Here is a 25,149-nt window from a genome sequence, read left to right as displayed (position 1 = left end):
CCGGAATGATGAATTCGCTCGCATTCACTATCACTCCTCGGGTGCGGGTGCTCACACAGGACGGGGGTCGTGTGCACGCAACAACGCAGCAGCGAGCGGCGGACCATCGGCCGTACTTCTTCTTGAGCTACGCGCATACACCGGGGTACGGCGGTGGAACGGACCCCGACATGTGGGTCGAGCGGCTCTTCCAGGATCTCTGCGGCCATGTGATGGCCCTGACCGATCTCCCCGCGGGCGCGCCCGCGGGGTTCATCGACCGCGAGATACGCTCCGGCGAGGGCTGGTCGGAACGGCTCGGTGAGGCGCTCGCCACCTGCCGGGTGTTCGTTCCGCTGTTCTCGCCGCGTTACTTCGCCAGTGAGATGTGCGGCAAGGAGTGGTACGCCTTCGCCCAGCGCGCCATCCACCACCGGGCCCGCTCCAATCAGAGCGCCGAGGCGATCGTCCCGGCGCTCTGGGTGCCCGTACCACCGACCCAGCTTCCGGGACCGGCCGAGCGATTACAGTTCAACCACCGTGATTTCGGCGACCGTTACGTCAGTGACGGGCTCTACGGGCTGATCAAACTCAAGCTCTTCGAGGAGGAGTACGAGCGCGCGGTGTACGAACTCGCCAAGCGCATCGTCACGGTCGCCGACACCATAAGACTCGGCACCGGCCGCCCCGTCGACTACCGGCTGGCCCCCAGTGCCTTCGGCCCGCCGGACAGCGGAGTGGGCGGGCCCCGCCCCATGCAGGTGACCATCGCCGCCCCCACGCGGCACGACCTGCCCGAGGGTCGCAACGCCGAGTACTACGGCGACAGCCCGCAGGACTGGAACCCCTACCATCCGGCCGCCGCCCGCCCCCTGGCCTACGTCGCCCAGGACCTGGTGCGCTCCCTCAACTACCAGGTCACCGTCTCCTCCTTCGACGAGGAGTCCGGGCACCCGGAGGGCAAACATCCCCCCAGCAGACCGGAGATCCTGCTCGTCGACCGCTGGGCCCTCCAGGACGAGGAGCGGCGCAGGCGGCTTGCCGCCTTCGACGCCGAGAACCGCCCCTGGGTGACGATGGTCGTGCCATGGAACCGCGAGGACCCCGAAAGCAGGGCTTCCGAAGCCGAGTTGACCGAGAAACTCGAACAGACCATGCCGGCCAAGATGCGTCAGGGGCGGGCCTACTGCCGCGTCGCCGCCAGGGGCGTACCCACAATGGACGCCTTCGGGCGGATCCTGCCGCAGGTGGTCGAAGTGGCAGCCCAGCAGTACCTGAGACATGCGGCGGTCTACCCGCCCGCCGCCGGCGCCGTACACACCGAACGGACACGTCTGATGGGGCCGATGGCGCAGACGAACGACATCCCCGAGACACACGACCCTGCGACGGATGCGGAGGACACGGATGACGGCCAGTCGTGACGGGCGCATCGTCACCTTCTACTCGTACAAAGGCGGCACCGGGCGCACCATGGCCCTGGCCAACACCGCCTGGATACTCGCGGCCAACGGAAAACGGGTACTGGCCGTCGACTGGGACCTGGAGGCACCGGGGCTCCACCGGTTCTTCCACCCGTTCCTGGACCCCTCGACCCTCGGTGCCACCACCGGCGTCATCGATCTGATCACCGAGTACGCGTGGGCCGCGACCAGCCCCGTGCAGCGCGCCGACGACTGGCACCGCGACTACGCCCGCATCCAGCCGCACGCCGTGTCGCTCACACCCGAGGCGCTCGGCTGGGAGTTCCCGCACGGCGGGACCCTCGACTTCGTCTCCGCCGGCCGGCAGAACCGCGAATACTCCGCGACCGTCTCCACCTTCGACTGGGACAACTTCTACGACCGGCTCGGCGGCGGTCATTTCTTCGACGCCCTGCGCGAGGACATGAGGGCCAACTACGACTACGTCCTGATCGACAGCCGGACCGGCCTCAGCGACATCGCCGACATCTGCACCGTCCACCTGCCCGACGTCCTCGTCGACTGCTTCACCCTCAGCGACCAGTCGATCGACGGCGCCGCCTCCGTCGCCCGGCAGATCTCCGAGCGCTACACCGGCCGCCCGATCTCCATCTTCCCCGTCCCGATGCGCATCGACGAGGGCGAGAAGGAGAAGGCCGATGCCGGACGGGCACTGGCCCGGCTGAAGTTCGACCGGCTGCCGCGCGACCTGTCCGGCGACGAACTCACCGCGTACTGGGGCGCGGTGGAGATTCCGTACCGCCCCTACTACGCGTACGAGGAGACCCTCGCCACCTTCGGCGACGAGGCCGGTCTCACCAACTCGCTGCTCTCCGCCTTCGAGCGGCTGACCTCCGTCATCACCGACCAGGAGATCACCTCGATGCCCCCGGTCGGCGAAGAGGTACGGCTGCGCATCCGTGACGCGTTCACCCGGCGCAGGCCCGCGCTGCCCGCCGATCTCTTCCTCAACTACGTGGCCGAGAACCGGATGTGGGCCGACTGGATCGAATCCGTGCTCACCCGGGCCGGGTTCCGTGTCGTACCGCGCGACGTGTCCGCGGAGCGGGAGACCGAGGAACCGGCGGATACCCCCACCGAGAGCGCGACCCGCACCGTGGCGCTGCTTTCCAGCGCCTACCTCAAGTCGCAGCGCGCGGTGAACCTCTGGGACCGGGCCGTGGCGGAGGACCCCGGTGGCGGCCGGCGCCATCTGCTGCCGCTCAGGGTCGGTGATGTACGGCTGTCCGCTCCCTACATCGACCGCAACCCCGTCGACCTTTTTCGGCTCGACGAGGTGCACGCCACCGCGGCGCTGCTGCGCGCCCTGGACCGGCCCGTACAGCTCACCGACGCCGTGTCGCCCGGACCGCGCTTCCCCGGCACCGTCCCCAGGATCTGGAACGCGCCGCCGCGCAACCCCGGCTTCACCGGCCGTTCCCTGGTCCTGGAGCGGATGCGCGACCAACTCGGTGGCGGCATGGCCGTCGTGCTGCCGCAGCCGCAGACCCTGTACGGACTCGGTGGCGTCGGCAAGACCCAGGTCGCGCTGGAGTACGTGCACCGCTTCATGGCCGACTACGACCTGGTCTGGTGGATATCGTCCGAGCAGACCGACGACGTGGTGGCCGCGCTGGCCGAACTCGCGGTCCGGCTGGGCGCCCAGGGCGGCGACGACATGGCGGCCGCGTCCCAGGAGGCCGTGGACCTGCTGCGACGCGGTGTGCCCTCGGACCGCTGGCTGCTGGTCTTCGACAACGCCGACGACCCCGAGCGGCTGCGGCGCTACTTCCCGCAGGGCGGCTCCGGACACATCCTGGTCACCTCCCGCAACCAGGCCTGGTCCCAGCACGGCGACGCGCTGCCCGTCGACGTCTTCCTGCGCGAGGAGTCCATCGAACACCTGCAGCGCCGGGCCCCGGGGCTGAGCGAGGAGGAAGCCGCCCAGGTGGCGACCGCGGTCGGTGACCTGCCGCTCGCCGTCGAACAGGCGGCGGCCTGGATCGCGGAGACCGCCACCCCGATCGACACCTATCTGGAACAGCTGGCACAGCAGGCCCCCGAGGTACTGGCCCTCAACCAGCCGGCCGGCTACCCGGAGCCGGTCGCCGCGACCTGGAACATCTCCATCGAGCGGCTGAAGGAGCGCTCGCCCGCCGCGGTGCGGCTGCTCCAGCTCTGTGCCTTCTTCGCGCCCGAGCCGATCTCGGGGAATCTCCTCTACAGCAAGGAGATGATCGACGCGCTGAAGCCGTACGACGCCTCGCTCCAGGAGAAGCTGGTGCTCGGCCGGGTCATCCGGGAGATCGGCCGGTTCGCCCTCGCCAAGGTCGACCAGGTCTCCAACTCCATCCAGGTGCACCGGCTCGTCCAGGCCGTCATCCGGGCACAGCTCAGCGAGGAGGAGCAGCAGGACGCGCGGCACGCCGTCCACCGCATCCTGGCGGGCGCCCGGCCCGACGACGAGAACGAGCCGATCGACAACCCCGCGAGCTGGCCGCAGTTCGCCACCATCTGGCCGCACCTCGGCCCGTCCGACGCCCGCAACTGCAAGGAGCCCGAGGCCCGCAGACTGCTGATCGACCGGCTCCGCTATCTCTGGAAGCGAGGTGACTTCAGGACCGCCGCCACGCTCGGCGAGGAGCTGCGCGCCCTCTGGAAGGAGACACTGGGGGAGCGGGACATCCAGTACCTCTACCTCTGCTTCCACGTCGCCAACATCTACCGTTCGCGCGGCCGTTATATGGAGGCGCGGGAACTCGACGAGATCACCCTGGCGATGCAGCAGGAGGTCCTGGGCCCGGAGCATCCGCACACGTACATGAGCACCAGCAGCCTGGCGACGGACCTCGGCACGCTCGGTGAGTACACCAGGGCGATCGAGCTGGCGACGGAGGCGACCGACGGGTTCAACCAGATCTTCCACGATTCGCACCCGAGGACCCTGGCGGCAGCCAACAACCTGGCGTTCACCCTGCGGTCCATCGGGCAGTTCGCCAGGGCCAGGGAGATCGACCAGGACGTCTTCGACAAGCGGGTCGAGGTACTCGGCGCCGAGCACCCGTACAGTCTCTCCTCGGCCATGAGCCTGGCCCGCGACCTGCGCGACGTCGGACGGTACGAGGACGCGGTCGGCATCCTCAGCCGCACGTACGACAGTTACAAGGCAACGCTCGGCCGGTCCTTCCCCGGCACGCTGAGCGCGGCGAAGAGCCTGGCGGTGTCGCTGCGCCGGGCGGGCAGACTGGAGGACGCTCGCAGGCTCACGGTGGCCACCCGTGCCAGGTACCGGGCCAAGTACACCGCCGCCAACCCGGAGTCGCTGGCCTGCGACCTCAACATGGCAGCCGACCTGTACGCGGCGGGCGAGACCACCGAGGCCAGGAATGCCGCGCAGGAGGTCGTCGACCAGTACATGAAGGTGCCGGGGGAGAAGCACCCGTACACCCTGGCCGCCCTGAACAACCTCGGCGTCTACCAGTTGGGGGCCGGCGAGGTGGAGGAGTCGGAGCGGGTGCTGACCCGGGTGGTCGCGTCGATGCGGGAGGTGTACGGTCCGGAGCACCCCAACACCCTGTTCTGCGTCATGAACCTGGCCAACGCGACGGCCGAACGAGGCGAGCTGGAAATCGTGCTGGAGACCGAACGAAGGGTGGCCGGACAGCTCAGGCGTGTCGTCGGGGCGCACCATCCGGAGACACTGGCCATGATGTCGAACATGGCGGTCACGCTCGACGCGATGGGGCGCAAGGACGAAGCGCTGCGTATCAGGGCGGAGACGGTCACCGAGCTGACCCGGCAGCTCGGTGAGGAGCATCCGATGACCCGGATCGCCCGGGACGAGCGCCGGTTCGAGCGCGAACTGGAACCGACGGCGGTATGAGCCGCGGGAGCGTCCGGCCGCCGCCGGACGCTCCCGGACTCCCGGTTCCGCTGCTCACTCGGCAGTCGGCTCCAGCAGCCAGTTGAGGATCCTGGGCAAGGCGTGCAGGGCGTCGAAGTGCGCGGCCGCCGGTTCCACCACGACGGTGGAGTTCGGGATGCGCTCGGCCAGCCAGCGCGAGTGGCCCACCGGCGAGAACACATCCTTCTCGCCGTGCCAGAGCATCACCGGACTCCTGATGTCGGCAGGGTCGAACCCCCACGGATTGCTGAACGCGATCGCGTCGTCGATCCATCCCCATGCCGAAGTGCGCAGCCCCTCACGGTAGTTGCGCAGCAGCATGGTGCGGACCCCCGCGTCGTTGACCACCATCCGGTCGGATTCGGTCAGCTCCCGGCGCAGATCGTCGATGAGCCGGACCGGGTTCTTCCTGATCACCGCGGACCGTGAGATGAACGACTCCGCGAGCCCGTCCGGATCGGCCGCCGCGGTGGAGTACGCCAGCACATTGGAGGCGGCCATCCCGTCGAACCAGTCGAGGCCGTCGGCACCCCAGGGGGCCAGCCCGACCAGCGCGGCGGTACGGGTGACCCGCTCGGGCATCAGCGCGGCGCAGGCCAGAGCATGGGGGGCGCCACCGGAGCGGCCCACCACGGCGAACCGCTCCAGCCCGTGGTGGTCCGCGATGGCCCGCACGTCCTTGACGGCGTCGGCGACACAGCGGCCCGGCAGCCGGTCGGATTCGCCGTAGCCCGGCCGGTCGTAGGTGATCAGATGGGTCTTGCGCTGGTACAGCACCATGCCGCGCGGGGCCGGACCGAGCCTGCTGCCGGGCATTCCGTGCAGCAGGAAGACCGGTCTGCCGCGGGGATCCCCGAGATGTTCCACGACCAGATGCCGCCCGTCCGTTGCGGGCACCCGACTACGCACTCCGCGCCTCCTCCGTATGGTGCGGGCACCACGTGCCCGGCTTTTCCCGCTCAATTCGATGATGGCCCATCAGGGCGCCTAAAGGGACGGCGCGTTGGGAAAAGATGGGGGCTTCAGGGGGCGCGGCCGTTATTCCGCAGGGGTCGGGCGCTGGACGCGGATGCGACGGCTGGTGACTCTGCTCGAAGCGCCGGGCGGGTAACGGACCTATCCGGGATTCCGGTCCGCCTGAGCCTGTGGAGAAATGCCGCGACGGGTCTTGCGGGTCCTGTCAGAGTGAGGGCGTGACAAAGATCGAGACGGCAGATGTGTTCGCGACCGGACGCCGCGGTGGAGGCGGGAGTCTCTATGCGTACCGGGTGCGTGGGCGCGGACGCAGTGCCGTAGTTGTGTGGATCGGCGGACGGGGCGACGAACCCGATCAGGTGTTTGCGGTGCCCGGTGCCGGCCGCCGGCACATGCCGGTGTTTGTGACTGTTCGGCAGGCGCGGGTGTATGTACGCCGACGAGGCCGGGGGCTCGCCACTTCCGAGGCCGGCACGCTGGAGCTCTGCCGTGTCCAGCACTGGCTGGAGGATCCGGTGCGCCGCAGGATCCCGCCAGGCGCGGTGCTGGACGCTTGGAACTTTTTCGAGGATCTGGCCCGAGGCCTCGACGCGGTCCACCAGCTACCGCAGCAGGGAACAGAACACAACAGCGCATACGAGAAGCTGTTCGGAGGCGAGTGCGCCACGTGGACTCCCGAGGAACAACGCGCGGTGCTGGAGTTGATCAGGGCCGGGGTGGGGCTGTGGAACTCTTGCCCAGCGATCGTCAATCCCTGCTCGGGGATCGTCTTGGACGGTGAACCGGCGCCCCGGGCTTTGTGATCCGTGCCTCGTCCGGCTCACCGGCGTCCTCTCATGGGCAGCCTGCCGTGCAACGGACGGGGGATCAATTACCCGGTCAGGGATCTGAGCTGAGCGACTGGGGTCTTTCGTTCGGATCAGGCCGGATCAGGGGCCGGGGCACGCGAGTCCGGCGTGATCCGAACGAGAGGCCCTAGCCGTTGCGTGCGGTTGCGAGACCGCCGGCGGCAAGCCGGTCGCCGACGTCGTTCACCAAACCCTTGCCCAGGTCGTCCACTCGTTTCAGCAGTCTCTCGAAGTCGGTGAGGCGGCGGAAGGTGTCGGCGTAGGCAGCCTGCTCATGCAGGGGGAGCTGGAGCACCTGGAGCCGTCTGACGTCGACGCGGGACGAGCTGGAGGCGTGCGTGCCGGCCTGGCGTCCGTTGGCCGGTGCACGAAGGCATCCGGCGAGGAAATGGGCGTCCAGCATCTCCCGGTCCACGCGCAGGGCGTACAGCTGGGGGCCCAGGGCGATCGGCGGACCTTCGTGGACCCATGCCCTGAACGCGCGAACGACCCCGGCTACCACGACGTCGCCCTCTTCGGCCATGGCGTGGGCGGCGCCGGGCGCCAGCAATCTGCTCGGGGTGCCATCCATCAGCAGGTCGGCGATGGTGAGCAGCGGCGTACCGGAATCACCGGGTGATGCGGCGTCCGAGGGCTGCTGGCCCGCGTGCAGGGCGAGGGCCCCTGCCTTGACGAGATCCCCCACGGTGACCGTGGTCCGGGGCTCCGAGTCCGTCAGGCCGAGCTTCGACAGATGCGCTGCCAGTTCGGTCAGCTCACCCAGCGTTTCGGTCAACTCATGCCATGAGGCGGTGAGTTCGACGCCGGACGGTTCGCTGCCCGACGCGGTGTAGCGGCCCGGGGTGACATCGACCTCGTCGTCCAGCAGGTCGAGAAGAGATACTCGTACAGTGTCTTCGGGCAGTTCCCGATCCGGCCTGTCGAGCTGGGAAACGGCGCAGAGTACGAAGGCGGTCAGAGCCTCCCAGCCGGGTCCCTGCTCACGTGTACCGGGCTTTCCGGCCCGTGTCGCGTCGATCAGGAGTGCGTCCTGGGCGCCCGGACTCGCGAGGGACCCCTCGGGGGCGGCTCGCAGCACCCACAGCTGGAGCGAGACGCTGTGAGGCTGAGCGCAGCCCGGTGGCAGCGCCACCACCGCCCTGAGCAGTCCTGTGCGCAGCAGGGACCCGCGGATGCGACGGCCGGCCTTGCGGGAAGCGACGGCCGGAGGGAGCACGATCACAGCGCTGCCGCCGGGCCCGAGGTGGGCTGTCAGGTGCTGGACCCAGGCCAGCTCGGGTTCGGTCCGGGGCGGCAGGCCGTGTGTCCAGCGCTGGTCGGTGGCCAGTTCCTCGTATCCCCAGTCGCGCTCGTTGAACGGCGGGTTGCACAGGGCGATGTCGGCCCGCAGGCCGGGGAACGGGTCGGCGCGCAGTGCGTCGGCGGTGACGATCTCCGTGCGGACGTCCCGGCCCTCGGTCGCGAAGTCGAGACGGGCGGAGGCGAGGGCAGCGAGAGCGGGCTCGCGCTCGCAGCCCAGCAGGACCAGCCCCGGACCGTCGTACGCGTGCACCGTCGCCGCTGCCAGGTGCCCTGTGCCACACGCCGGATCGAAGGCGGTGAGTCCGCCCTCACCGTTGCCGATCCGGGTGTCGAGCGCGATCCGGGTCATCAGCGCGGCCAGCTGAGGAGGTGTGGTGCTGAGCTGTCGTACGTGGGTGTCCAGCCATCGCCGTAGCAGGAACTCGAACGTCTCGCGCGGGCCTTCGCTCCGCCCGAGCCGGGCAGCGGCGCCTGCCAGATCTCTTGCTTCGGCGGTGAGCTTCGATGCCGTGCCGCGAGCCCGGGGGGCGCGCATGCGGCGCGCCGCCTCGGCGATGGCAAGCCCCGACTCCTCCCGGCTGCCGAGCGCCTCGAACCGTGGCCACAGGAATTCGCGGCTTCCAGTGGTCGTCAGCTTTCCGTTGTCGCGCAGCCACCGCTCGACTTCGGACAGCGAGAACTGCGGACTGACGTCCGTGCCACCGATGCGCGCGGGGAACGAGTCGTGACGGCGGCGCCAATTGCTCACGGCGGCCCGCCCCACACCCGCGATCCGGGCGATCTCGGCCAGGCTGACCGGTACGGGGTTTGATGTGCTCATCGAGGGGTCTCCGGGGATCCATGGTGGGCTGGGCGGGTCGGCGTCCCGGTGGCCGCAGTACATTGCAGGATGCTAAGGCCATTGACTTTGTTCACATCATATCGACCCGAGGTCTCGGTGTTCGAATCGTGTGGAGAGTGGAAGGCGTGCAGGCATTTGTGCCGGGAATGACGCTGTGTGACCGGTATCGACTTCAGTCGTTGCTCGGGCGGGGTGTCATGGGGCAGGTGTGCGTGGGTGGAACGGTTGAAGCGAAACTCCGACCCGTCTCCTCCTGGATGCGCTTGGAGCCGTGGGCCAGGTACGGCACAACCCTTTGAAGGTTGCCCAGGCGGATGGTGTGCCCGTTGTTGTGGAGCTTCCGCAGCCTGGCAGGGTCGGTTCGGCCGTTCGTCATGAACGCGTCCCGGCTCAAGGACGGGTTCGGTGCCTTGACGACAGCGATCTCGTGCGCGGGTGCGCAGCCGGTGAAGAGAAGGTCCTTGATGGAGTCGGCGGTGAACGTCTCGTCGAGCGTCGTCTTGCCACGCTCGTAGACGCGGGGCTCATCAGGCCATGCGAGCAGGAGCTCGGTTACGCCGTCCTCGGGCAGTAAGAGCCGCAACGACATGATCGGGGTCTCTTTGAGTGCAGGTTCACGAGGGTGGGAGTGGGCAGGAGATTTCCGGATGGAAGTGGTTCGGGCAGCACGCGACGGAGAGCGACACCATGTTCTGAGACTTGGTGAAGTGCACCCAACTCACATCGACGCCGCGAGGAAGTACATCGGCGGCGTACTCCAGCTTGTTGTCCAGCGTGCAGTAGGCGGCCTTGCCGTCTTCGCGCTCGAACGGCGGATTCTCCTGATAGTGCTTTGTCAGCCATGCCAGTACGACATCAGTGTCGGACCATGTGCGGTCGGCTGCACTCTGGTTCCGCTTGAGCAGCCAATGGCCAGTCATCAAGGGCGGCAGGTTGGATGTCTGGAATTCCGCGGCGGCTTCGCGGTACCGGCTCCTGTCCTCCTCCTTGGCCTCGGAGGAAGGGCCGTCCGGGAACGCGGGCCGACGGTTGCCCTCACGCGCGTAGGCGGCGGGGCTTCCTGTCCACGAGTACCCATGCCAGTGGCCTGACCAGCTCATTGGTGCCTCTCCAAGACGCACCGGGCCGCCCCGCCTGTTCGCAGGGCGGCCCGCCTCGTGCGGGGTGGGGAAGAGTCAGACTAGAGCGCCAGGCCCTGCTTCTTGGCCCAGCCGAGCGCGAAGTCGTTCAGCTCGGCTTCGGTGAACCTCAGTTCGAGGCCGATCCCTTCGGGCTTGGTATCGCGGATCGCGAAGCCGGAGGCCGCGCCGGGGATGGCCCCGACCTCGACGCACGACTCGTGTTCGCGGGCACGCGCGGCCCATGGCTGCGGCCTTCCTGGTCAACACGGTGGCCCCGTACCTCAAGGCCGATGCTGCCGAGGATGTGCACTTGACATGCTCTCCGCAGGGTGGGGGACAAGCGAGCTGCCACGACCAGACTTCGGGAGACCGAGGTGGCGCTCTCGAAGGCGGATCCCGCCGTGAGTCGATCGGCGGGTACGACCAGGCGGCCTACCTCTTCCACGTATCCCACGTCCACTACGAGAACCGGGACCTGGCCGACTCCATCAAGGCCATGAAGCAGTCGATCGAAGCCATGCCGCTTCAGGAGCGCCAAGGCCGGCTGCATGCCAATGCTGTTCTGGCCCAGAGGCAGTTCGAGTTCGGGCACATCGAGGAAGCGTGTGCCTCCTGGGAGATCTTTCTCGACGACTACATGGTGCTTTCCACGTCCCGTGGGGATGAGCACTTCGAGAATATGCGGAAGAGTCTCGCCTTGTACCGCAAGTCCCGTGCGGTTCGGGGGATGGGCGACCGAATTCGGGTGGTGGCCGCCAGGAAGGCGTAATTCCGATCTCGTTCTGAGCCTTCTGCATGACTACGGGCTCGTCCGCATCACCTCAATTGATGCGGACGAGCCCGTTGTTCCGTTCAGGAAACCTTGTTGGGACTATCCGCGAGCGAGCGTCACGAACGCCGCCCACTCGCCCCGCCCGACCCGCAGCACCGGTCCGCCACCCGTGATCTTCGAGTCCCGTACGTACATCGCACCGGGGCCGGCAGCCACCTCTACACAGTCGCCGCCGTCTGATCCGCTGTAGCTGCTCTTGAACCAGCGCAGTTCGTCAACGTTGCCGGTTACCTGCTCCATGCTCATGTCTCTCCCGCCAGCCGTTCGATGAGCCGCGCAGACGCTTCGACGTTCAGGGCCTGCGATCGCAGCTTGCCATATCGCAACCCGAAGGAGCTGACCTCTGCCTGATCACCGACGACGCACCCGACACCCTGCGACTCGAAGTAGCCGAGGTGTCGGAGTTCCTTCGTCTGGACCGTCACGAATGGCCCGTTCTTCCCAGGATGGAACCCCTGCCCGGCAGGCATGACCTGAACCTCTACATTGCGCAACGTGCCTACGTTCAGCAGGTGTTGCCACTGCGCGCGCATCACCTCGCTGCAGCCCACCGGATCGCGCAACGCCTCCTCCCCGATGATGAACGACAGTTCCGCCAGCGGGTCCCGTGTCAGCAGCTTCTGCCTGCTCAGCCGTGCTTCCGTGTGCTGGTCGATGATGTCCTCGCTGAACGGCGGGCAGTGGCCGCCGAATACGGCTCGCGCGTACGCCTCCGTCTGCAATAGGCCCGGCACCAGCAGCGGGTCGTAGGAGAAGCGGCTCAGCACTTCCGCCTCGATGAGGGCGAAGTTGCGGAAGAACTGCGGAAGCTTCGCCCGGTCCACATCGGCCTGGAGTACCTCCAGTACGCCGCCCGCCGCCAGCACCCGTTCCGCGGCGACCGTGAATGCCTCTTTCGCGGGTCGCCGTCCCTGTTCGACCGAGGCGACCTGCTCCAGCGAGTAGCCGATGGCTTCCCCCAGCGTCTGCTGGTTCAACTCGGCTCGTCTGCGCAGATGCTGGAGGAGCGTGCCGTACGCCACCCACACCCCTGGCAGTTCGCTGTCCTCCTTCGTCTTCGCCGCCCGGCCGTTCCGCGTATCCCGCATTGCCCTAACGCCCTTCCGGTCACCCCACTGCGGCTGGGCATGGTTCAACAGGAAGGGCCATTCCCGGGACACGGCCCCGGACCCGTACAACACCCGTACAAGCCCCGTACAACCAAGACCGGCCCTCCGCGCCCCACCCCGTACGACCACCACTGCGTACGGCCATCACACCTGGTCAGCGCCACATGCACCCATCCACGATGGCACGGTGAAGCACCAGGCAATCGCTCCCGAACCCCACCCGCCCGCAGCCGAGTTCAGTCTCCGCCTCAGCAGCACCCCACGTGGTGCCCGGCTGGCCCGCACCCTCGCCGTCCAGCAGCTCACCGAGTGGTGCGACATCCCGTACGACTCCGACTCGGCCCGGACCGTCGCCCTGGTCACGGCCGAGCTGGCCTCCAACGCGATCACGCACGGCCACCTATCCGGTCGCGACTTCCGGCTGACCCTGCTCCTCCTGCCCCATGCCCTGCGCATCGAGGTGACCGACACCCGCCCGGAACGCCTCCCGCCCCAGCCGCCACCCGCTCCCGGACCCACCGACGCCGGCTCGGGCCGCGGTCTCCTCCTGATCGACGCCTACGCGAACCGCTGGGGATGTACAGTCCGCGACGCCTACACCAAGACGGTCTGGGCGGAAGTGACGTTCCCGGAGGGCTACGGGGGCGGAGGCGGACGCCGATAGCCCTGTCACCAGAGCTCAGCGCCCGGCCACGGCTCCCCGCCCGGCGCCGGACCACTCACAGAGCGGTCAGGATCAGGAGGCTTTCGACTCCAGGTGGTAGGTCGTGTCGACCCAGAAGGCGTTCGTGGCCCTGGCTTTGATCTCCAGTACGTACTGGCCGGGAGTCAGCGACGCGATGCCGCCCCAGATGCCCCACGCGTAGCGCTGGGTCGACCCCGTCCTGAAGGGTGCGGAGAACTCCTGCAGCGGCAACGGAACGCTGTTGAGCGACGCCGTGGCCTCTGCCACCGTCAAGGACCGAGGGACCCTCGAGTAGGACCTGGGGTGCTGCATATTGAGCACAGGGAAGAAGACCGGCCGGTCCGAGGAGATCGCGCAGCGCCGCACCACGCGACCGCCGTAGGTGCCGGCCAGGAACCAGAGGTCGTCCGGCTGCTTCCAGGCGGCGTGCTCGCCTGTTGTGTCCTTGACCGGGCTGAGGTCGTCAGGGGCGGACATGGCCCACTTCCACCACCGGCCCGCGAGCGCGCCTCCCTCCTCGTTGCTCGGCTTCCACGCACTGGGGCCGGTTCCGGGGTCCTCTGCTGCGGTGCGGAGGGTACGGGAGAGGGCGGTGCGCGCTGGGGTGCGGGCTCGGTTGGTGCGACGGGGGCTTCCGCAGTGACCTGCGTGGCAGGGGCTTCCATGGGGGCCCACGGCGGCAGGGGCGCGGTCAGGGCCGCCGCAGTTTCCTGGGTGACCCGGATGTTCTCGGCTTCGGTGAAGGCGCCCCACCGCTCGTTGTCGTGGGCGGCGCGGGACCAGTACTGAGGGTGACCCAACGGCTTCCGCTCTCGCCGGCCTGGCAGCGGGCGTGCCGCAGGTGCCCGGCGACTGTGAGAGCCCTGAGGGCGGAACCGATGGCCATCTGTCCGTAGAGGGGGATGTTCTTGGCCGGCGTCTTGATGTCCATGGCCGCACCGTCGGGGAGGTGGTCGAGGTACCCGGCGATGTAGCGCTCCCGCTCGGGCGCCGGCCTGGGATGCTTGAAAGTTGAAGCAAGGACCCTCGTGGGTTACCTTGAAGATTCAAGTTCATGCGGTGCTGCCCAGCGCCGCGCGGCCCCTGCCCCCCGCCCCACGAGGAGCCCTTCCCTTGACCACTCCTGCCACCACCCTGTCCCGTCCCGCCGCCGCGCCCGAGAAGGCCCCGGCCGCCCCCGCCCGCGCCTATGACATCGGCCTGCTCGTGCTGCGCCTCGCGCTCGGCCTGACCATGGCCGCGCACGGTGCCCAGAAGCTGTTCGGCTGGTTCGGCGGGGGCGGCATCGACGGCACCGGGCAGTTCTTCGCCGCCTCCGGCTATCCCTCGCCGAAGGCGTTCGCCGTCGTGGCCGGGCTCAGCGAGACCCTCGGTGGGCTCGGCCTCGTACTCGGCCTGCTCACTCCGCTCGCCGCCGCAGCCGTCGCGGGCACGCTCGTCAATGCGATCTCCGTCAAGTGGGGCGGCGGCTTCTTCGCCCCGGAGGGCGTCGAGTACGAGCTCCTCATCGCCCTGACCGCGGTGGCTCTCGCCCTGACCGGCCCCGGCCGGATCGCCGTGGACCGGCTGCTGCCCCGGCTGCGCTCGCACCGGGTCGCCTACGGCGTCGCCGCGATCGCGCTCGGTGCCGTCGTGGCCGGCGTCACGCTGCTGCTCCGTCACTGAGACGGATGTGCCGCAGCACTTCTAGTGTTTCTGCGCCGAGTCGCACCAGCGGGCTCGTCCGCATCACCTCGAATGATGTGGACGAGCCCGCTGTTCGTGATCCGAAGGGGTCAGCCGGCCCAGACCTCGGCTTCGTCGGCCGGGACGGTGGTGGCGAGCTTCAGTTCCTTGCGAGCGGCGACCGTCTTGGTCGGGTCGATGCCGGTGAAGGCCCGGTCGTAGGCGAGGTAGAAGGCGTCCGTGTCGCTGGCCGAGGCGGCCTTTTCCCATGCGCCGGCGGTCTCCTCCAGCCGTGCACGGAGCTTGACGGTCTCCGGCTGCTGAATGCCCTTCAGGGCCGTGAGGTGGGTGCCGAGCGCGGCGGCAACGGCTTTGGCCTGCTTCTTGTAGCCGACCAAGTCGTCCTCGACCTGCTCCGCTTCGGGCTGGTTCGCCCAGAGGGCCTCGTAGACGGCGTTCGAACCCTTCAGGTACGCGAGCTGGTCGGTGTCCAGGGACTTGCTCTTCAGTGAACCGGAGAACTTGCCGTCTTCCTTGGCGTACGTGCAGCTCACGCTTCGATCGCCCGTCGCCCAGCTCTCCTTGGTGGGGTAGTAGTAGTAGACGTCGACGCCCTTGGGCAGGGCCCAGGTGTCGGGGGTGAACTTCTGCGCCTCGGCCGGGCAGCGTTCATCGGCGATCTGCGCGGTTTTGTCCTCGCCGGGGTACGCGGCCTTCCCGTCGATCTTGAACTCACCGACGACCTGGCCCTCGTGCGGTTCCTTGCACGGCACGACCTCGACGCTGAACTCCTCGCCCTCGGGTGCCCCACTGTTCGGGTTGTAGCAGTCGCCGGTCGCGAGCGAGAAGACCGATCGCTGGCGAACCACTTTCTTGGCGCCGGCCTTTGCGCTGTCGAGGGATTCTGAGCATCCCACCGCTCCGACCGAGATCAGGGCTACGACAGCGGATATACCGCGCAGGGAACGGGACGTGACACCGAGAGACATGACGTGAGAATCCTCAAGCGGAAGGGTTGTGAACAGGTGTGCGCATCGTATGGCATGTAAGTGACAGGGCTGTGTACAGGCGCTTCGTTGCGCCGGAGACGGTTGTACAGGTGATATCGGGACGAGTTGGCGCCCGACGCTATGGGTGGCCGATATGTGCTTTTGCTTGTGAACTCAGTCAATGACTGACATGCTGGGCGGTGGCCGCCTCCAGGGAGGGTCATCACCTTGCAAGACCATCGGCTTGTTCAAACCGCTGTGATCGGGGACAAGAACTCCGATCTCCCGGTGATTCTGCCCATGAACGCGCATGAGCTGGACCTCTGGCGCAAGGTGCATCCCTCGTACAGCTACTGGTGCGGGCTGCAGCTCGACGGCTGCGGCGGTGAGTTGAGCGACCGCCGCTACACCAACAAGGTGTGCCACTTCGCGCACCATCCCACCGCGCCCTTCTGCCACCGCACCGCCAACGGCGTCCAGCGCCGACCACCTCTTCATCAAGCAGGGCGTGCGGCGCCTGATGGACAAGCGGCAGCTCCGGGGCAAGGTGCAGACGCGCGATCTGGGGAGCGGTCCCGGAGACGCCGTCGACGTGTATCTCCCCGAGAGTCGCCGTCGGCTGCGGTTCCAGCTCAGCACGGTCGACTACCGCGCCTGGCGCGGTGCAGCGGATGAACTCGGCGCGGACGTCGATGACGTCGACTGGATCTTCGCCTCCGACGGGCCGATCACTCAGCAGATTCTCGGGCGCCGCGGCTACTGCCTCCGCGTGCGCTGCGAAACGGTCGGGGGCGAGCGACGCGTGCACATCGGGGCCGAGGCCCGGGACCGTACGGTTGCCTGGACCCCGCTCGAAGACTGCGCGCTGACGCCGGCGCAACGTCCCGCCAAACGCCGCGCGGTCGCGATCGCGAGCATGCCCCAGGTCCGGGCGGCAGTCGTGGACCCCGCAGAACTGAGGCGTGTGCGTGGACTCGTCGCTCAACTCAAGTCGGCCATGCCCGGTTTGGGCAAGGTGGCTCGAAAGCCGGTGACCAGAGCTCTGAGCCGTGCGGAAGCCTGGCTCGCTCACCAGGAAGGCGCGGAGCTGCCCGCGCAGCAGAGAAGGAAGCTGGCGAATCAGACTCCCGACTTCGTCGCCGAACGGCTGAAGCACGCGATTTCGGCAGCGCAGAACGACCTTGCGATGGCGCAATGGCTGGAGCGGAAGGAAACGGAGCAACGGCGCTCGACGGAGCGCACGCCGCTGAAGCAGCCCGCCTGGCAACAGCCCAAGGGGCCGGTCGAGGACCCCGTGGAGCGGCTCACAAGGCAGCTCATTGCCGTTGCGGCGCAGGGGAGAACCATTCCGGCCATCCTCCTGGACGCAGGACGGGCGAGGCCCGACCTGCAACAGCGGATGGAGGCGCTGGACAGACATATTCCGCACGATGTGCCCGTACTTTCCGCGCTGGCTGTGGGGGCGGACGGCGGTCCCGTACCTTTCTTCCGCGACATTCTCAAGGCCGCGGGCCTCGCCGTTCCGCGCACCGATGAGGCTCTTGTGAAGATCTGGCATCGCGAGCAGGAACGAGCCCACGCCGCCTACGCGAACCCGCCGAAGGAGCTGCCACCGCGCCTGGCTCCGCAGGCGGGGTGACGGAGCGTCATCACGCGAGGACCTACCGCACCGCGGGAGCCGCACTGATGACAACCGTTCGCGCCCCCGCGGGCGGGGAGCGCGGGACGTAACAGGGATCGTCCTCGTCCCACGACCGGGCCGCACCCGCGGGGTCGGCGAGAAGTACCTAGGGGTCCGGGAGGTCCATCCGGTCCAGGGCGGCGAGCAGCTCCAGCCGCCCCCCGTCCGGGCGGAGGCGTGGCTGTCGTCGTACTGTCCGGGCACGTCCGACTTCTCTGGCCGCCGACGGACACTGCCCCCATATACTCGTTGGCCGACCTGCCCGTTCGCTGCCGCCCGGTGGCTCCGGGCAGGGTGTCGGGGAGGAGCACGCAGTGGTGGGCGCGACCGGACCGATCCGCACAGGGGTGGCGCTGGCGGGTGGGCGTTACCGTATCGAGGAGCAGGTCGGCCAGGGCGGTATGGCTGCCGTCTACAAGGCGCACGACACGGCGCTGAACCGGACGGTCGCCGTCAAGACCATGTTGTCGGCTCTGGCCCACGAAGAGCAGTACCGGGCACGCTTCCGGCGCGAGGCCCAGTCGGTGGCCAGGCTCAGCCACCCCTGCGTCGTCGCGGTGCACGATACGGGGGAGGAGCGGTTCGAGGACGGACAGCTGATTCCCTACCTCGTCATGGAGTTCGTGCGTGGGGCCACGCTGAGCGAGCTGCTCGCGGAGTCCGCGGCTTCCGGCCGGGCGCTGGCGCTCGACAGCGCCCTTGTACTGACCGCGGAGGTGCTCTCAGCGCTGACGGCCAGTCACGCCGCGGGAATCGTGCACCGTGACATCAAGCCCTCCAACGTCGTGGTGGCGGATGACGGTGCGGTCAAGGTGATGGACTTCGGCATCGCTCGCGCATTGGATGGGCCGGGGGCGGGAGGGACTGTTCTGACAGTCACCGGTGGCCTGATCGGGACTCCCCACTACATGTCCCCCGAGCAGTTCGAAGGCCGTCGGGCGGTCGACGGCAGATCCGACCTGTATGCGGTGGGCGTCATGCTGTTCCAGCTGATCAGCGGTCAGTTGCCCTTCGATGGCGACTCGCACATCTCCATCGGGTACCAGCACGCCACCACGGCGGCGCCCACCCTGGCATCCACGGGGGTCAGAGTGCCGGAGACGGTCGAGGCGCTGGTGGCACGCGCACTGGAGAAGAACCCCGTGGACCGGTTCCAGGACGCACACGCGATGCGCGCGCAGATCGAGTACGTACGCGAACAGATCAGCCACGCAATGACGCAGCCGGACGCCGCTCGGTTCGTGCCGACGCCGACGGCCGTGGTCACGTCGACGGATCTCGTGCCTCCACCACTGGGCGAGCCGGCCCGGCCTCGGCCCGCGGACGCGTACGCGAGCCGAGGTGGTGGCTTCCCACCGGGGCGGACCAGGGCGCTCGTACCGCCTGTTGAGGGATGGAACCAAGGCGTCGGCGCGGTTCTCGGCCCGGCGCAGACGCCGGCGGAGAACAGGAAGACGGCGCAGCGTCTGCGTGGGGCGTACCTTCTGCTTGTTCCGGCCTTTCTGCTCCAGGCCACTCCGGACTTTCTGGCCTTCGTTCCGCTGGTGATCGCTGCGTGGGGGATATGGCTCACGGCCAGGGGCGGCTCATCCCGTCCGGGGCAACAGCGCAGCGTCTCGCTCGCCGTCTTTCAGGCGACGGCGCTCGTACCCCTGCTGGGACATGTACTGCTCGCCATTGTGTCCCTAGCCCGGTGGGCCCCGGTGGTGTCCGGCGGAAGCTAGTGCCCCTCCCGGCAAGCTTTGCCCCGTCGCGCCGCCCAGCACGCACGCTCGCTGAGTTGGCCGAAAGCCCTGGTAGCTCCTTCCCCAAGCTCTCAACTTCGTTTGAGCAGGGGAGGCCCCGTTCAAGGACTTCCGGCCGCCTTGCGATCGCACGCACTGGACGACGCTCCTTCCGGGCAAACATTGCCGTTTGCCAGCGTGACCAGCTCGGCGTCGGTGAGCTGCGGGGAGATCCCCACGGCCGGCCGGCCGTGGCGCGAGGTGCAGACGCCTTCAGCAGGTCGTCGGTCTTCACATGGAGTGCGGTCGCGAGGGTGCCCAACTTCAGTTTACCGACCGCTCATCCAAGCGGATTGTCCGTGACCTGCTCCGATGCATCGCGTAGATGTCCGTGACGATCTGGTCGAACCCGACTGAGCGGTCTCGTCGATGCGCAGATCTCAGTCTGTGATCGTCACCGACGTGGAGGAGAACTCGGCTTCGACGACGTCGCCAATCTCGGCCTGCACGACCAATGCTGTTATGTCCGCGGTGATGCGTAGGCGGTATTCGCCCTTGATCGTGGACGGACTCAGGCCATCAGGCCTGTTGCGGGTGAAGATGCCCGACGACCATGTCCCGGTCAGCATGGACAAGGTCAGCCCGTCTCCCCTGCACTGGTGTGCTTTGCCGAGCTTTCGAAGCCGAGGGGTGCGAGTCCGAACCCATTCCGGGAAGGCCTCGCGGGGCGCCGGGGAGAGCATGCCCAGTGTCTCGCGTGTGACGGCCTCGCGGAGCATGCCGCGAAAGTCATCCCGCTCGGTGATGCTCTTGGCATCAACCCACTGGCTCGGGTAGCCGATCTCGGCGAGTGCCGAGACGACGTCGAGGCGGAGAGTCAGCGGCGCGTCGGCGATCTCCTCGCGTAGCTCCGGCGCGAAGGCGGTGCGGTTCTTCGGATCCGAGAAACCCTTGTCCTCGGTCACGAAGATCACAGGGAGAGGGCGGCCGCCTCCGCTGGCCTTGCCCGCGATCCTGGCTTGCACCGATTCCAAGTCGTCGTTCTTGCGAGCCGCACGAAGCGCGGTCAGGTAGATCGCGGTGTCTCGACCGCCTTCACCATTCGCCTTGCAGGGTGGTCGCCGGCCAGCCTCACGCTCCAGCGCCTCGAGCGCATCTTCCGGATCGGTGGGCAAGACGTTGAAGGCTTGCCGCAACTCGGCTTCGAAGAAGTCTGTCTCCAGCTCCGTTGGGCGATCCGACCATGCGGTGGAGACGATTCGAGATGCTGGCCGCACGTACTCAGACCGGTGGGGTCGACGGCCGAATGGCCGGCCGGAGTCGGGCCGAGTGAGAACGGGGAGCTGACGGTTTCAGCCACTCACTCCAAGCACTCCAGATACGGTCACGTGTTCGAATCGACTCGCTGACCGGCTTCGATGGAGTTAGAGTAATCGAACGGACGTACGATAGGGGTATCGGGCGTATGGCTGAAATGGGGTGGAGGACGGAGGTGCGGAATGGCAGGCTTCGCGCATCTGCACGTGGCGTCCGGATACTCCGCCCGCTATGGCGCCGCCCACCCCGAGCACCTTGTCCGGCGGGCGGCCGAGCGCGGCATGACGACGCTCGCGCTCACCGACCGGGACACGGTCACGGGGGCGGTGCGGTTCGCGCAGGCATGCGCCGGGGCCGGTGTCCGGCCGGTCTTCGGTGTCGATCTGGCCGTCGAGGCTCTTGCTCCGTTGCCTCCGCTTCCGGCGTCGCGGCGCCGCACCCCGGTGCGCGGTGGCGCGCACGTCGTCGAGCCGCCCTTGCGGTTCGTGCTGCTTGCGCAGAACCGGGCCGGCTGGGCGCGGCTGTGCCGCATCACGTCGGCCGCGCACGCCGGGACCGCGGGCGGGGCGGCGCCGGTGGTGCCGTGGGAGGCGCTGCGCGAGCACGGTGGCCCCGGTCTGATCGTGCTGCTCGGGCCGCTCTCGGAGCCGGTACGCGCGCTGGCGGCGGGCCGGGAGGACGTCGCGGTGAAGTTGCTGGCGCCGTGGCGGGAGATCTTCGGCAGGGGGATACGGCTGGAGGCCGTCCTGCACAAACGGTCCGGCACCGGGCCGGGATCGCTTCGGGTGGCCGCCCGGACCCTGGCGCTGGCCGACCGTACCCACACCACCGCCGTGCTCTCCAACGCCGTCCGCTACGCCGACCCCGACCAGCACCGGCTCGCCGATGTCCTGGACGCCGCGCGGCTGTTGCGGCCCATCGACCGGCGCCGCCTGGACAGCGGGCAGCGCTGGCTCAAGGACGAGAGGGCGATGGCGGGCATCGCGCGGTTGATCGCCGAATGCGCGGGAGCGGGACCCCGGCGGGCGAGCCGTCTGCTGGGGGACACCGCCGCCACGGCGGCCGCGTGCACCGTTGACCCCGCGGCGGATCTGGGCCTGGGCACGCCGCACTTCCCGGAGGCGGAAGTGCTCGGCGCCGGGCCCGGGGCGGGCGCCGCGGCACAGCTGCTGCGCCGGCAGTGCGAGGCGGGCATGGCCCGGCGCGGCCTGGACCGCGACCGCGCCGTGCTCGACCGGCTGGACGAAGAACTCGCCGTGATCTCCGAGCTGAACTACGACCCGTACTTCCTTGCCGTCGGACAGGTCGTGGCCGACATCCGCGAGAAGGGCATCCGGGTGGCGGCACGCGGATCGGGCGCCGGGTCGATGGTCTGCCATGCGCTGGGCATCGCCACCGCCAACCCGCTCGATCACCACCTGCTGTTCGAACGTTTCCTGAGTGTGCGACGGACGTCACTGCCGGATATCGACATCGACGTGGAGTCCGCCAGGAGGCTGGAGTGCTACGACACGATCTTCGACCGGTTCGGCAGGGAACGGGTGGCGGTCACCGCGATGCCCGAGACCTACCGGGCCCGTCGGGCCCTGCGGGACACCGGCCTGGCTCTGGGGATCGCACCGGCAGAGGTCGACCGGATCGCCAAGAGCTTCCCGCATCTGCGGGCGGCGGACATCGGGGGAGCGCTTGCCGAACTGCCTGAACTGCGTCAGCTGGCGGCCGAGGCGAAGCGGTACGGGCCGCTGTGGGAGCTGGCCGAAGGGCTCGACTCCCTGGTCCACGGCATGGCCATGCACCCCTGCGGCGTGGTCATCAGCGACGCGACGCTGCTGGACCGGCTGCCGGTGCAGCCCACCCCCCAGGGCGACTACCCGATGGCCATGGCGGCCAAGGAGGAGATCGAGGCGCTGGGCAACATCAAACTGGACGTCCTGGGCGTACGGATGCAGTCCGCGATGGCCCATGCGGTCAACGAGATCGAACGGACGACCGGCAACCACATCGATCTGGACGACCCGGGGCAGGTGCCGCTCGACGACGTCTTCGCGTTCAAGATCATTCAGGAGAGCCGGACCCTGGGCCTGTTCCAGCTCGAATCCCCTGGCCAGCAAGACCTCCTGTCCCGGTTGCAGCCCCGCGACCCGCAGGACGTCATCGCCGACATCAGTCTCTTCCGCCCCGGGCCGGTCGCCGGAGGAATGCCCGAGCGGTACATCGCCGCCCGCCACGGCGGCACTCCCTCCTACCCCCACCCGGACCTCGAACCCGTGCTCGCCGACACCTACGGCGTGACCATCTGGCACGAACAGATCATCGAGACGCTGTCGGTGCTGACCGGCTGCGACCGTGCTCTGGCCGAGGTCGCCCGGCGGGCGCTCGGTGACAAGGAGCGACTGCCCCGGATCAAGGACTGGTTCCACCGCCAGGCACGCGCCCGCGGCTACAGCGCGAAGGTCCGGGACGAGGTGTGGAAGACCGTCGAGGCCTTCGGCGCCTACGGCTTCTGCCGGGCGCACGCGGTCGCCTTCGCCGTGCCGGCCCTGCAGAGCGCCTGGCTCAAGGCGCACTACCCGGCGTACCTGCTGGCCGGGCTGCTCGAACACGACCCCGGTATGTGGCCCAAGCGTGTCCTCGTCGCCGATGCCCGCCGACATGGCGTTCCCGTCCTGCCCGTCGACGTCAACCGCTCCGGGGTGGAGCACACCGTGGAGCGGACCGACGGGGAGCGGTGGGGCGTACGGCTCGCGCTGTCCGAGGTGCGCGGCATCAGCAAGGAGGAGTGCGCCCGGATCGAGGAAGGCCGGCCGTACGGATCGCTGTCGGACTTCTGGCAGCGGGCCCGTCCCAGCCGACCGGTCGCCGAACACCTCGCGGAGATCGGCGCCCTGGGGTCTCTTCACGACGGCCGTCTCACACGGCGTGATCTGCTTCTGCAGATCGCCGAACTCCACCGGCGGTCCCGAGTCCGGTCCGTGGGCAGGGGTCAGCTGTCCATCGACGCCGACGCCGACGCGGCAGGCGGGGCGGAGCCGAGCGGCCTGCCCGAAATGACCGGGCGCGAGGCTCTGAACGCGGAGCTGAACACGCTCGGCATCGACGTCTCCCAGCACCTGATGGAGCATCACCACCGGCTGCTGCGTGAGATCGGGGCGACCGACTCGGCCCACCTGGCGGCGGCCCGGGCAGGCCGGCAGGTCCTCGTCGCAGGGGTACGGGCCTCGACCCAGACCCCGCCGATCGCCAGCGGCAAGCGCGTCATCTTCGTCACCCTGGAGGACGGCTCCGGCCTGGTCGACCTGGCCTTCTTCGAGGACTCCCACCCGGCCTGCGCGCACACCGTCTTCCACAGCGGGCTGCTGCTGGTCCGCGGCACGGTCCAGGTGCGCGGCACCCGCCGCACCGTCGTCGGCACCATGGCCTGGGACCTGGACCGGATTGCCGCCGCCCGCCGCGACCGCGGCCCCGAAGCCGCTCTCGCCCTCCTCGGCGCCGACCACCCGCACCCGACCCCCGCGCAGCCGCGGCGGACCCTGGTCAACGGCACCACGGGGGCCCGGCTGCACCCGTACGCCGACCTGCGGCCCGCCGGCAGTCGTGCGGCCGACCTGAAGAAGCTCGGCTACACCAGCCCGGGGAGCGCGGGATGACCACGCGTCAGCGGCACATCGCCCACCTTCATCTGCACGCCGCACTGAGCGAGGACCAGTACGACGATGTAATCGAACTGGTGTCCGGTATGACGCCTCACGTCCAGGCCATTCCGCCCAACGCCGTTCAACTGGACCTGACTTCGGCGCTCAGGTACTTCGACCTGTCCCCGTATGGCCTGGTCCAGATGGCGAAGCTCAGATTGAAGGGCCTCTACGACATCGACAGCAGCGCCGGGCTCGCGGGCAACCGCATGCTGGCCGCCATGGCGGCCGACGCGTCCGCACCGGGGGACACCACCTGGGTCCCGTCCGGCCAGGCCGCCGCATGGCTGTACCCCCGCCCGGTCACCGCACTGCCGGGGATCGGGCGGGCCACGGCGGCCACCCTCGACAAGTACGGCCTGCACACCATCGGCCAGGTCGCCGACGTACCCGCGGCGACCCTGCAACGCCTCCTCGGCGCCGGCCCCGCCCGACTGCTCGCCGAGCGCGCCCAGGGCCGTGATCCCCGCCCGGTCACCCCACTGGCACCCGCGCGGCACCTGCTCGCCGACCTCGTGCTCGACCGGGACTGTCTCGATCCGGCGCTCCAGCACCGGGCCGTACTGGGGCTCGCCGACCGGATCGGTCAACGACTGCGCGGCGAGAGGCAGGTCACCGGCCGGCTCACCCTCACGGTGCGGTACGCCGACCGCACCTCCACCACGCGTACGCGTCCGCTGCCGGAACCCACCAGTCATTCGCCCGCCCTCATCGCGGCCGCCCTGGGCCTGCTGGCCTCTCTCGGGCTGCAACGGGCACGGGTCCGTGCCTTCGCGATCCGCGCCGACGATCTGGGGCCGGCCGGCGCCGCTCACCGTCAGCTCTCCCTGGACTCCGGCGACGACCGCGCCCACGCCACCGAAGCGGCCGCGGACCGGGCCCGCCGCCGCTTCGGTCCGGGAGCCGTGTACCCCGCCGTTCTGGCCCCGGGAACCGTGAGCCGCGACGTGAGCCGTGAGCTGTGACGTGAGCCGTAGCGCCGGGGCGGATCGCGGCCTGAATGGTTCCCGAGCTCGAGTAAT

Annotated in this window: 19 protein-coding genes and 1 pseudogene; 10 read left to right on the top strand and 10 right to left on the bottom strand. The window is 68.9% G+C overall.

From position 1 onward, the window contains the following. Positions 1-47: 47 nt before the first annotated feature. The gene (gene fsxC, locus OG936_RS06110) at positions 48-1,403 is read left to right on the top strand and encodes an FxsC protein (RefSeq protein WP_406500324.1); all 1,356 of its coding nucleotides are present in this window, start codon (positions 48-50) and stop codon (positions 1,401-1,403) included. After that, positions 1,387-5,325, top strand: coding sequence for an FxSxx-COOH system tetratricopeptide repeat protein (gene fxsT / locus OG936_RS06105; protein WP_406493061.1), 3,939 nt, complete (start codon positions 1,387-1,389; stop codon positions 5,323-5,325). Before fsxC ends, fxsT begins: the two co-directional genes overlap by 17 nt. Positions 5,326-5,379: 54 nt before the next feature. Here the strand turns inward: fxsT and OG936_RS06100 are convergent, their stop codons facing one another. Further along, a complete protein-coding gene (locus OG936_RS06100; protein ID WP_406493060.1) occupies positions 5,380-6,243 on the bottom strand; it encodes an alpha/beta fold hydrolase in 864 nt (287 codons plus the stop codon). Positions 6,244-6,539: 296 nt separating this feature from the next. Here OG936_RS06100 and OG936_RS06095 point away from each other — a divergent pair, with 296 nt between their 5' ends. Further along, positions 6,540-7,124, top strand: a complete 585-nt coding sequence (locus OG936_RS06095; RefSeq protein ID WP_406493058.1) for a hypothetical protein — start codon at positions 6,540-6,542, stop codon at positions 7,122-7,124. 172 nt (positions 7,125-7,296) lie between these two features. Here OG936_RS06095 and OG936_RS06090 read toward each other — a convergent pair whose 3' ends face one another. The 4 genes and pseudogenes from OG936_RS06090 to OG936_RS06075 form a co-directional block, all read right to left on the bottom strand. Then, complete coding sequence (locus OG936_RS06090; RefSeq protein ID WP_406493057.1) at positions 7,297-9,291, bottom strand: N-6 DNA methylase; 1,995 nt, start codon at positions 9,289-9,291, stop codon at positions 7,297-7,299. A gap of 193 nt (positions 9,292-9,484) precedes the next feature. Continuing rightward, positions 9,485-9,901, bottom strand: a complete 417-nt coding sequence (locus OG936_RS06085) for a hypothetical protein (protein WP_406493055.1) — start codon at positions 9,899-9,901, stop codon at positions 9,485-9,487. Between the two features lie 25 nt (positions 9,902-9,926). Beyond that, a complete protein-coding gene (locus tag OG936_RS06080; RefSeq protein ID WP_406493054.1) occupies positions 9,927-10,412 on the bottom strand; it encodes a hypothetical protein in 486 nt (161 codons plus the stop codon). Between the two features lie 80 nt (positions 10,413-10,492). Continuing rightward, positions 10,493-10,639, bottom strand: a pseudogene (locus OG936_RS06075) (DUF397 domain-containing protein); the annotation flags it as partial. Positions 10,640-10,674: 35 nt separating this feature from the next. Here OG936_RS06075 and OG936_RS06070 point away from each other — a divergent pair. After that, positions 10,675-11,202: a hypothetical protein gene (locus OG936_RS06070; RefSeq protein WP_406493053.1), complete on the top strand. Its 528-nt coding sequence runs from the start codon at positions 10,675-10,677 to the stop codon at positions 11,200-11,202. A gap of 102 nt (positions 11,203-11,304) precedes the next feature. Here the strand turns inward: OG936_RS06070 and OG936_RS06065 are convergent, their stop codons facing one another. Next, positions 11,305-11,511: a DUF397 domain-containing protein gene (locus OG936_RS06065; protein WP_406493051.1), complete on the bottom strand. Its 207-nt coding sequence runs from the start codon at positions 11,509-11,511 to the stop codon at positions 11,305-11,307. Beyond that, on the bottom strand, positions 11,508-12,353 hold the full coding sequence (locus OG936_RS06060; protein ID WP_406493050.1) for a helix-turn-helix domain-containing protein: 846 nt from the start codon (positions 12,351-12,353) through the stop codon (positions 11,508-11,510). The genes OG936_RS06065 and OG936_RS06060 overlap by 4 nt, the downstream gene beginning before the upstream one ends. A gap of 208 nt (positions 12,354-12,561) precedes the next feature. Here OG936_RS06060 and OG936_RS06055 point away from each other — a divergent pair, with 208 nt between their 5' ends. Next, positions 12,562-13,038, top strand: a complete 477-nt coding sequence (locus OG936_RS06055; protein WP_406493048.1) for an ATP-binding protein — start codon at positions 12,562-12,564, stop codon at positions 13,036-13,038. A 72-nt stretch (positions 13,039-13,110) separates the two neighbouring features. Here the strand turns inward: OG936_RS06055 and OG936_RS06050 are convergent, their stop codons facing one another. Then, entirely contained in the window at positions 13,111-13,536 is a 426-nt protein-coding gene (locus OG936_RS06050; RefSeq protein ID WP_406493047.1) for a hypothetical protein, read from the bottom strand. A 636-nt stretch (positions 13,537-14,172) separates the two neighbouring features. On the opposite strand from OG936_RS06050, the gene OG936_RS06045 reads away from it, so the two are divergent. Next, entirely contained in the window at positions 14,173-14,724 is a 552-nt protein-coding gene (locus OG936_RS06045; protein WP_406493045.1) for a DoxX family protein, read from the top strand. Between the two features lie 110 nt (positions 14,725-14,834). On the opposite strand, the gene OG936_RS06040 is transcribed toward OG936_RS06045, so the two are convergent. Then, positions 14,835-15,713 (bottom strand): septum formation family protein, encoded by an 879-nt coding sequence (locus OG936_RS06040; RefSeq protein ID WP_406493043.1) that lies wholly within the window; start codon positions 15,711-15,713, stop codon positions 14,835-14,837. A 508-nt stretch (positions 15,714-16,221) separates the two neighbouring features. Here OG936_RS06040 and OG936_RS06035 point away from each other — a divergent pair. Both OG936_RS06035 and OG936_RS06030 read left to right on the top strand, forming a co-directional pair. Next, positions 16,222-17,352, top strand: a complete 1,131-nt coding sequence (locus OG936_RS06035) for a hypothetical protein (protein WP_406493041.1) — start codon at positions 16,222-16,224, stop codon at positions 17,350-17,352. Positions 17,353-17,708: 356 nt separating this feature from the next. Then, entirely contained in the window at positions 17,709-19,118 is a 1,410-nt protein-coding gene (locus OG936_RS06030; protein ID WP_406493039.1) for a protein kinase domain-containing protein, read from the top strand. 440 nt (positions 19,119-19,558) lie between these two features. Here the strand turns inward: OG936_RS06030 and OG936_RS06025 are convergent, their stop codons facing one another. Then, on the bottom strand, positions 19,559-20,395 hold the full coding sequence (locus tag OG936_RS06025; protein ID WP_406493037.1) for a hypothetical protein: 837 nt from the start codon (positions 20,393-20,395) through the stop codon (positions 19,559-19,561). Positions 20,396-20,617: 222 nt separating this feature from the next. On the opposite strand from OG936_RS06025, the gene OG936_RS06020 reads away from it, so the two are divergent. Together OG936_RS06020 and OG936_RS06015 are read left to right on the top strand one after the other, a co-directional pair. Then, positions 20,618-24,082 (top strand): DNA polymerase III subunit alpha, encoded by a 3,465-nt coding sequence (locus OG936_RS06020; RefSeq protein ID WP_406493035.1) that lies wholly within the window; start codon positions 20,618-20,620, stop codon positions 24,080-24,082. After that, positions 24,079-25,092 carry a DNA polymerase thumb domain-containing protein gene (locus tag OG936_RS06015; RefSeq protein ID WP_406493033.1) on the top strand — a complete coding sequence of 338 codons (1,014 nt, stop codon included), beginning with the start codon at positions 24,079-24,081 and terminating at the stop codon, positions 25,090-25,092. Before OG936_RS06020 ends, OG936_RS06015 begins: the two co-directional genes overlap by 4 nt. The last annotated feature ends 57 nt before the right edge of the window (positions 25,093-25,149 follow it).

Origin of the sequence: Streptomyces sp. NBC_00846 (assembly GCF_045207325.1) — a bacterium.
In the GTDB taxonomy this organism is placed as follows: domain Bacteria; phylum Actinomycetota; class Actinomycetes; order Streptomycetales; family Streptomycetaceae; genus Streptomyces.
The sequence above is the reverse complement of the archived record's forward strand: the minus strand, read 5'-3'. Positions and strand labels throughout refer to the sequence as shown.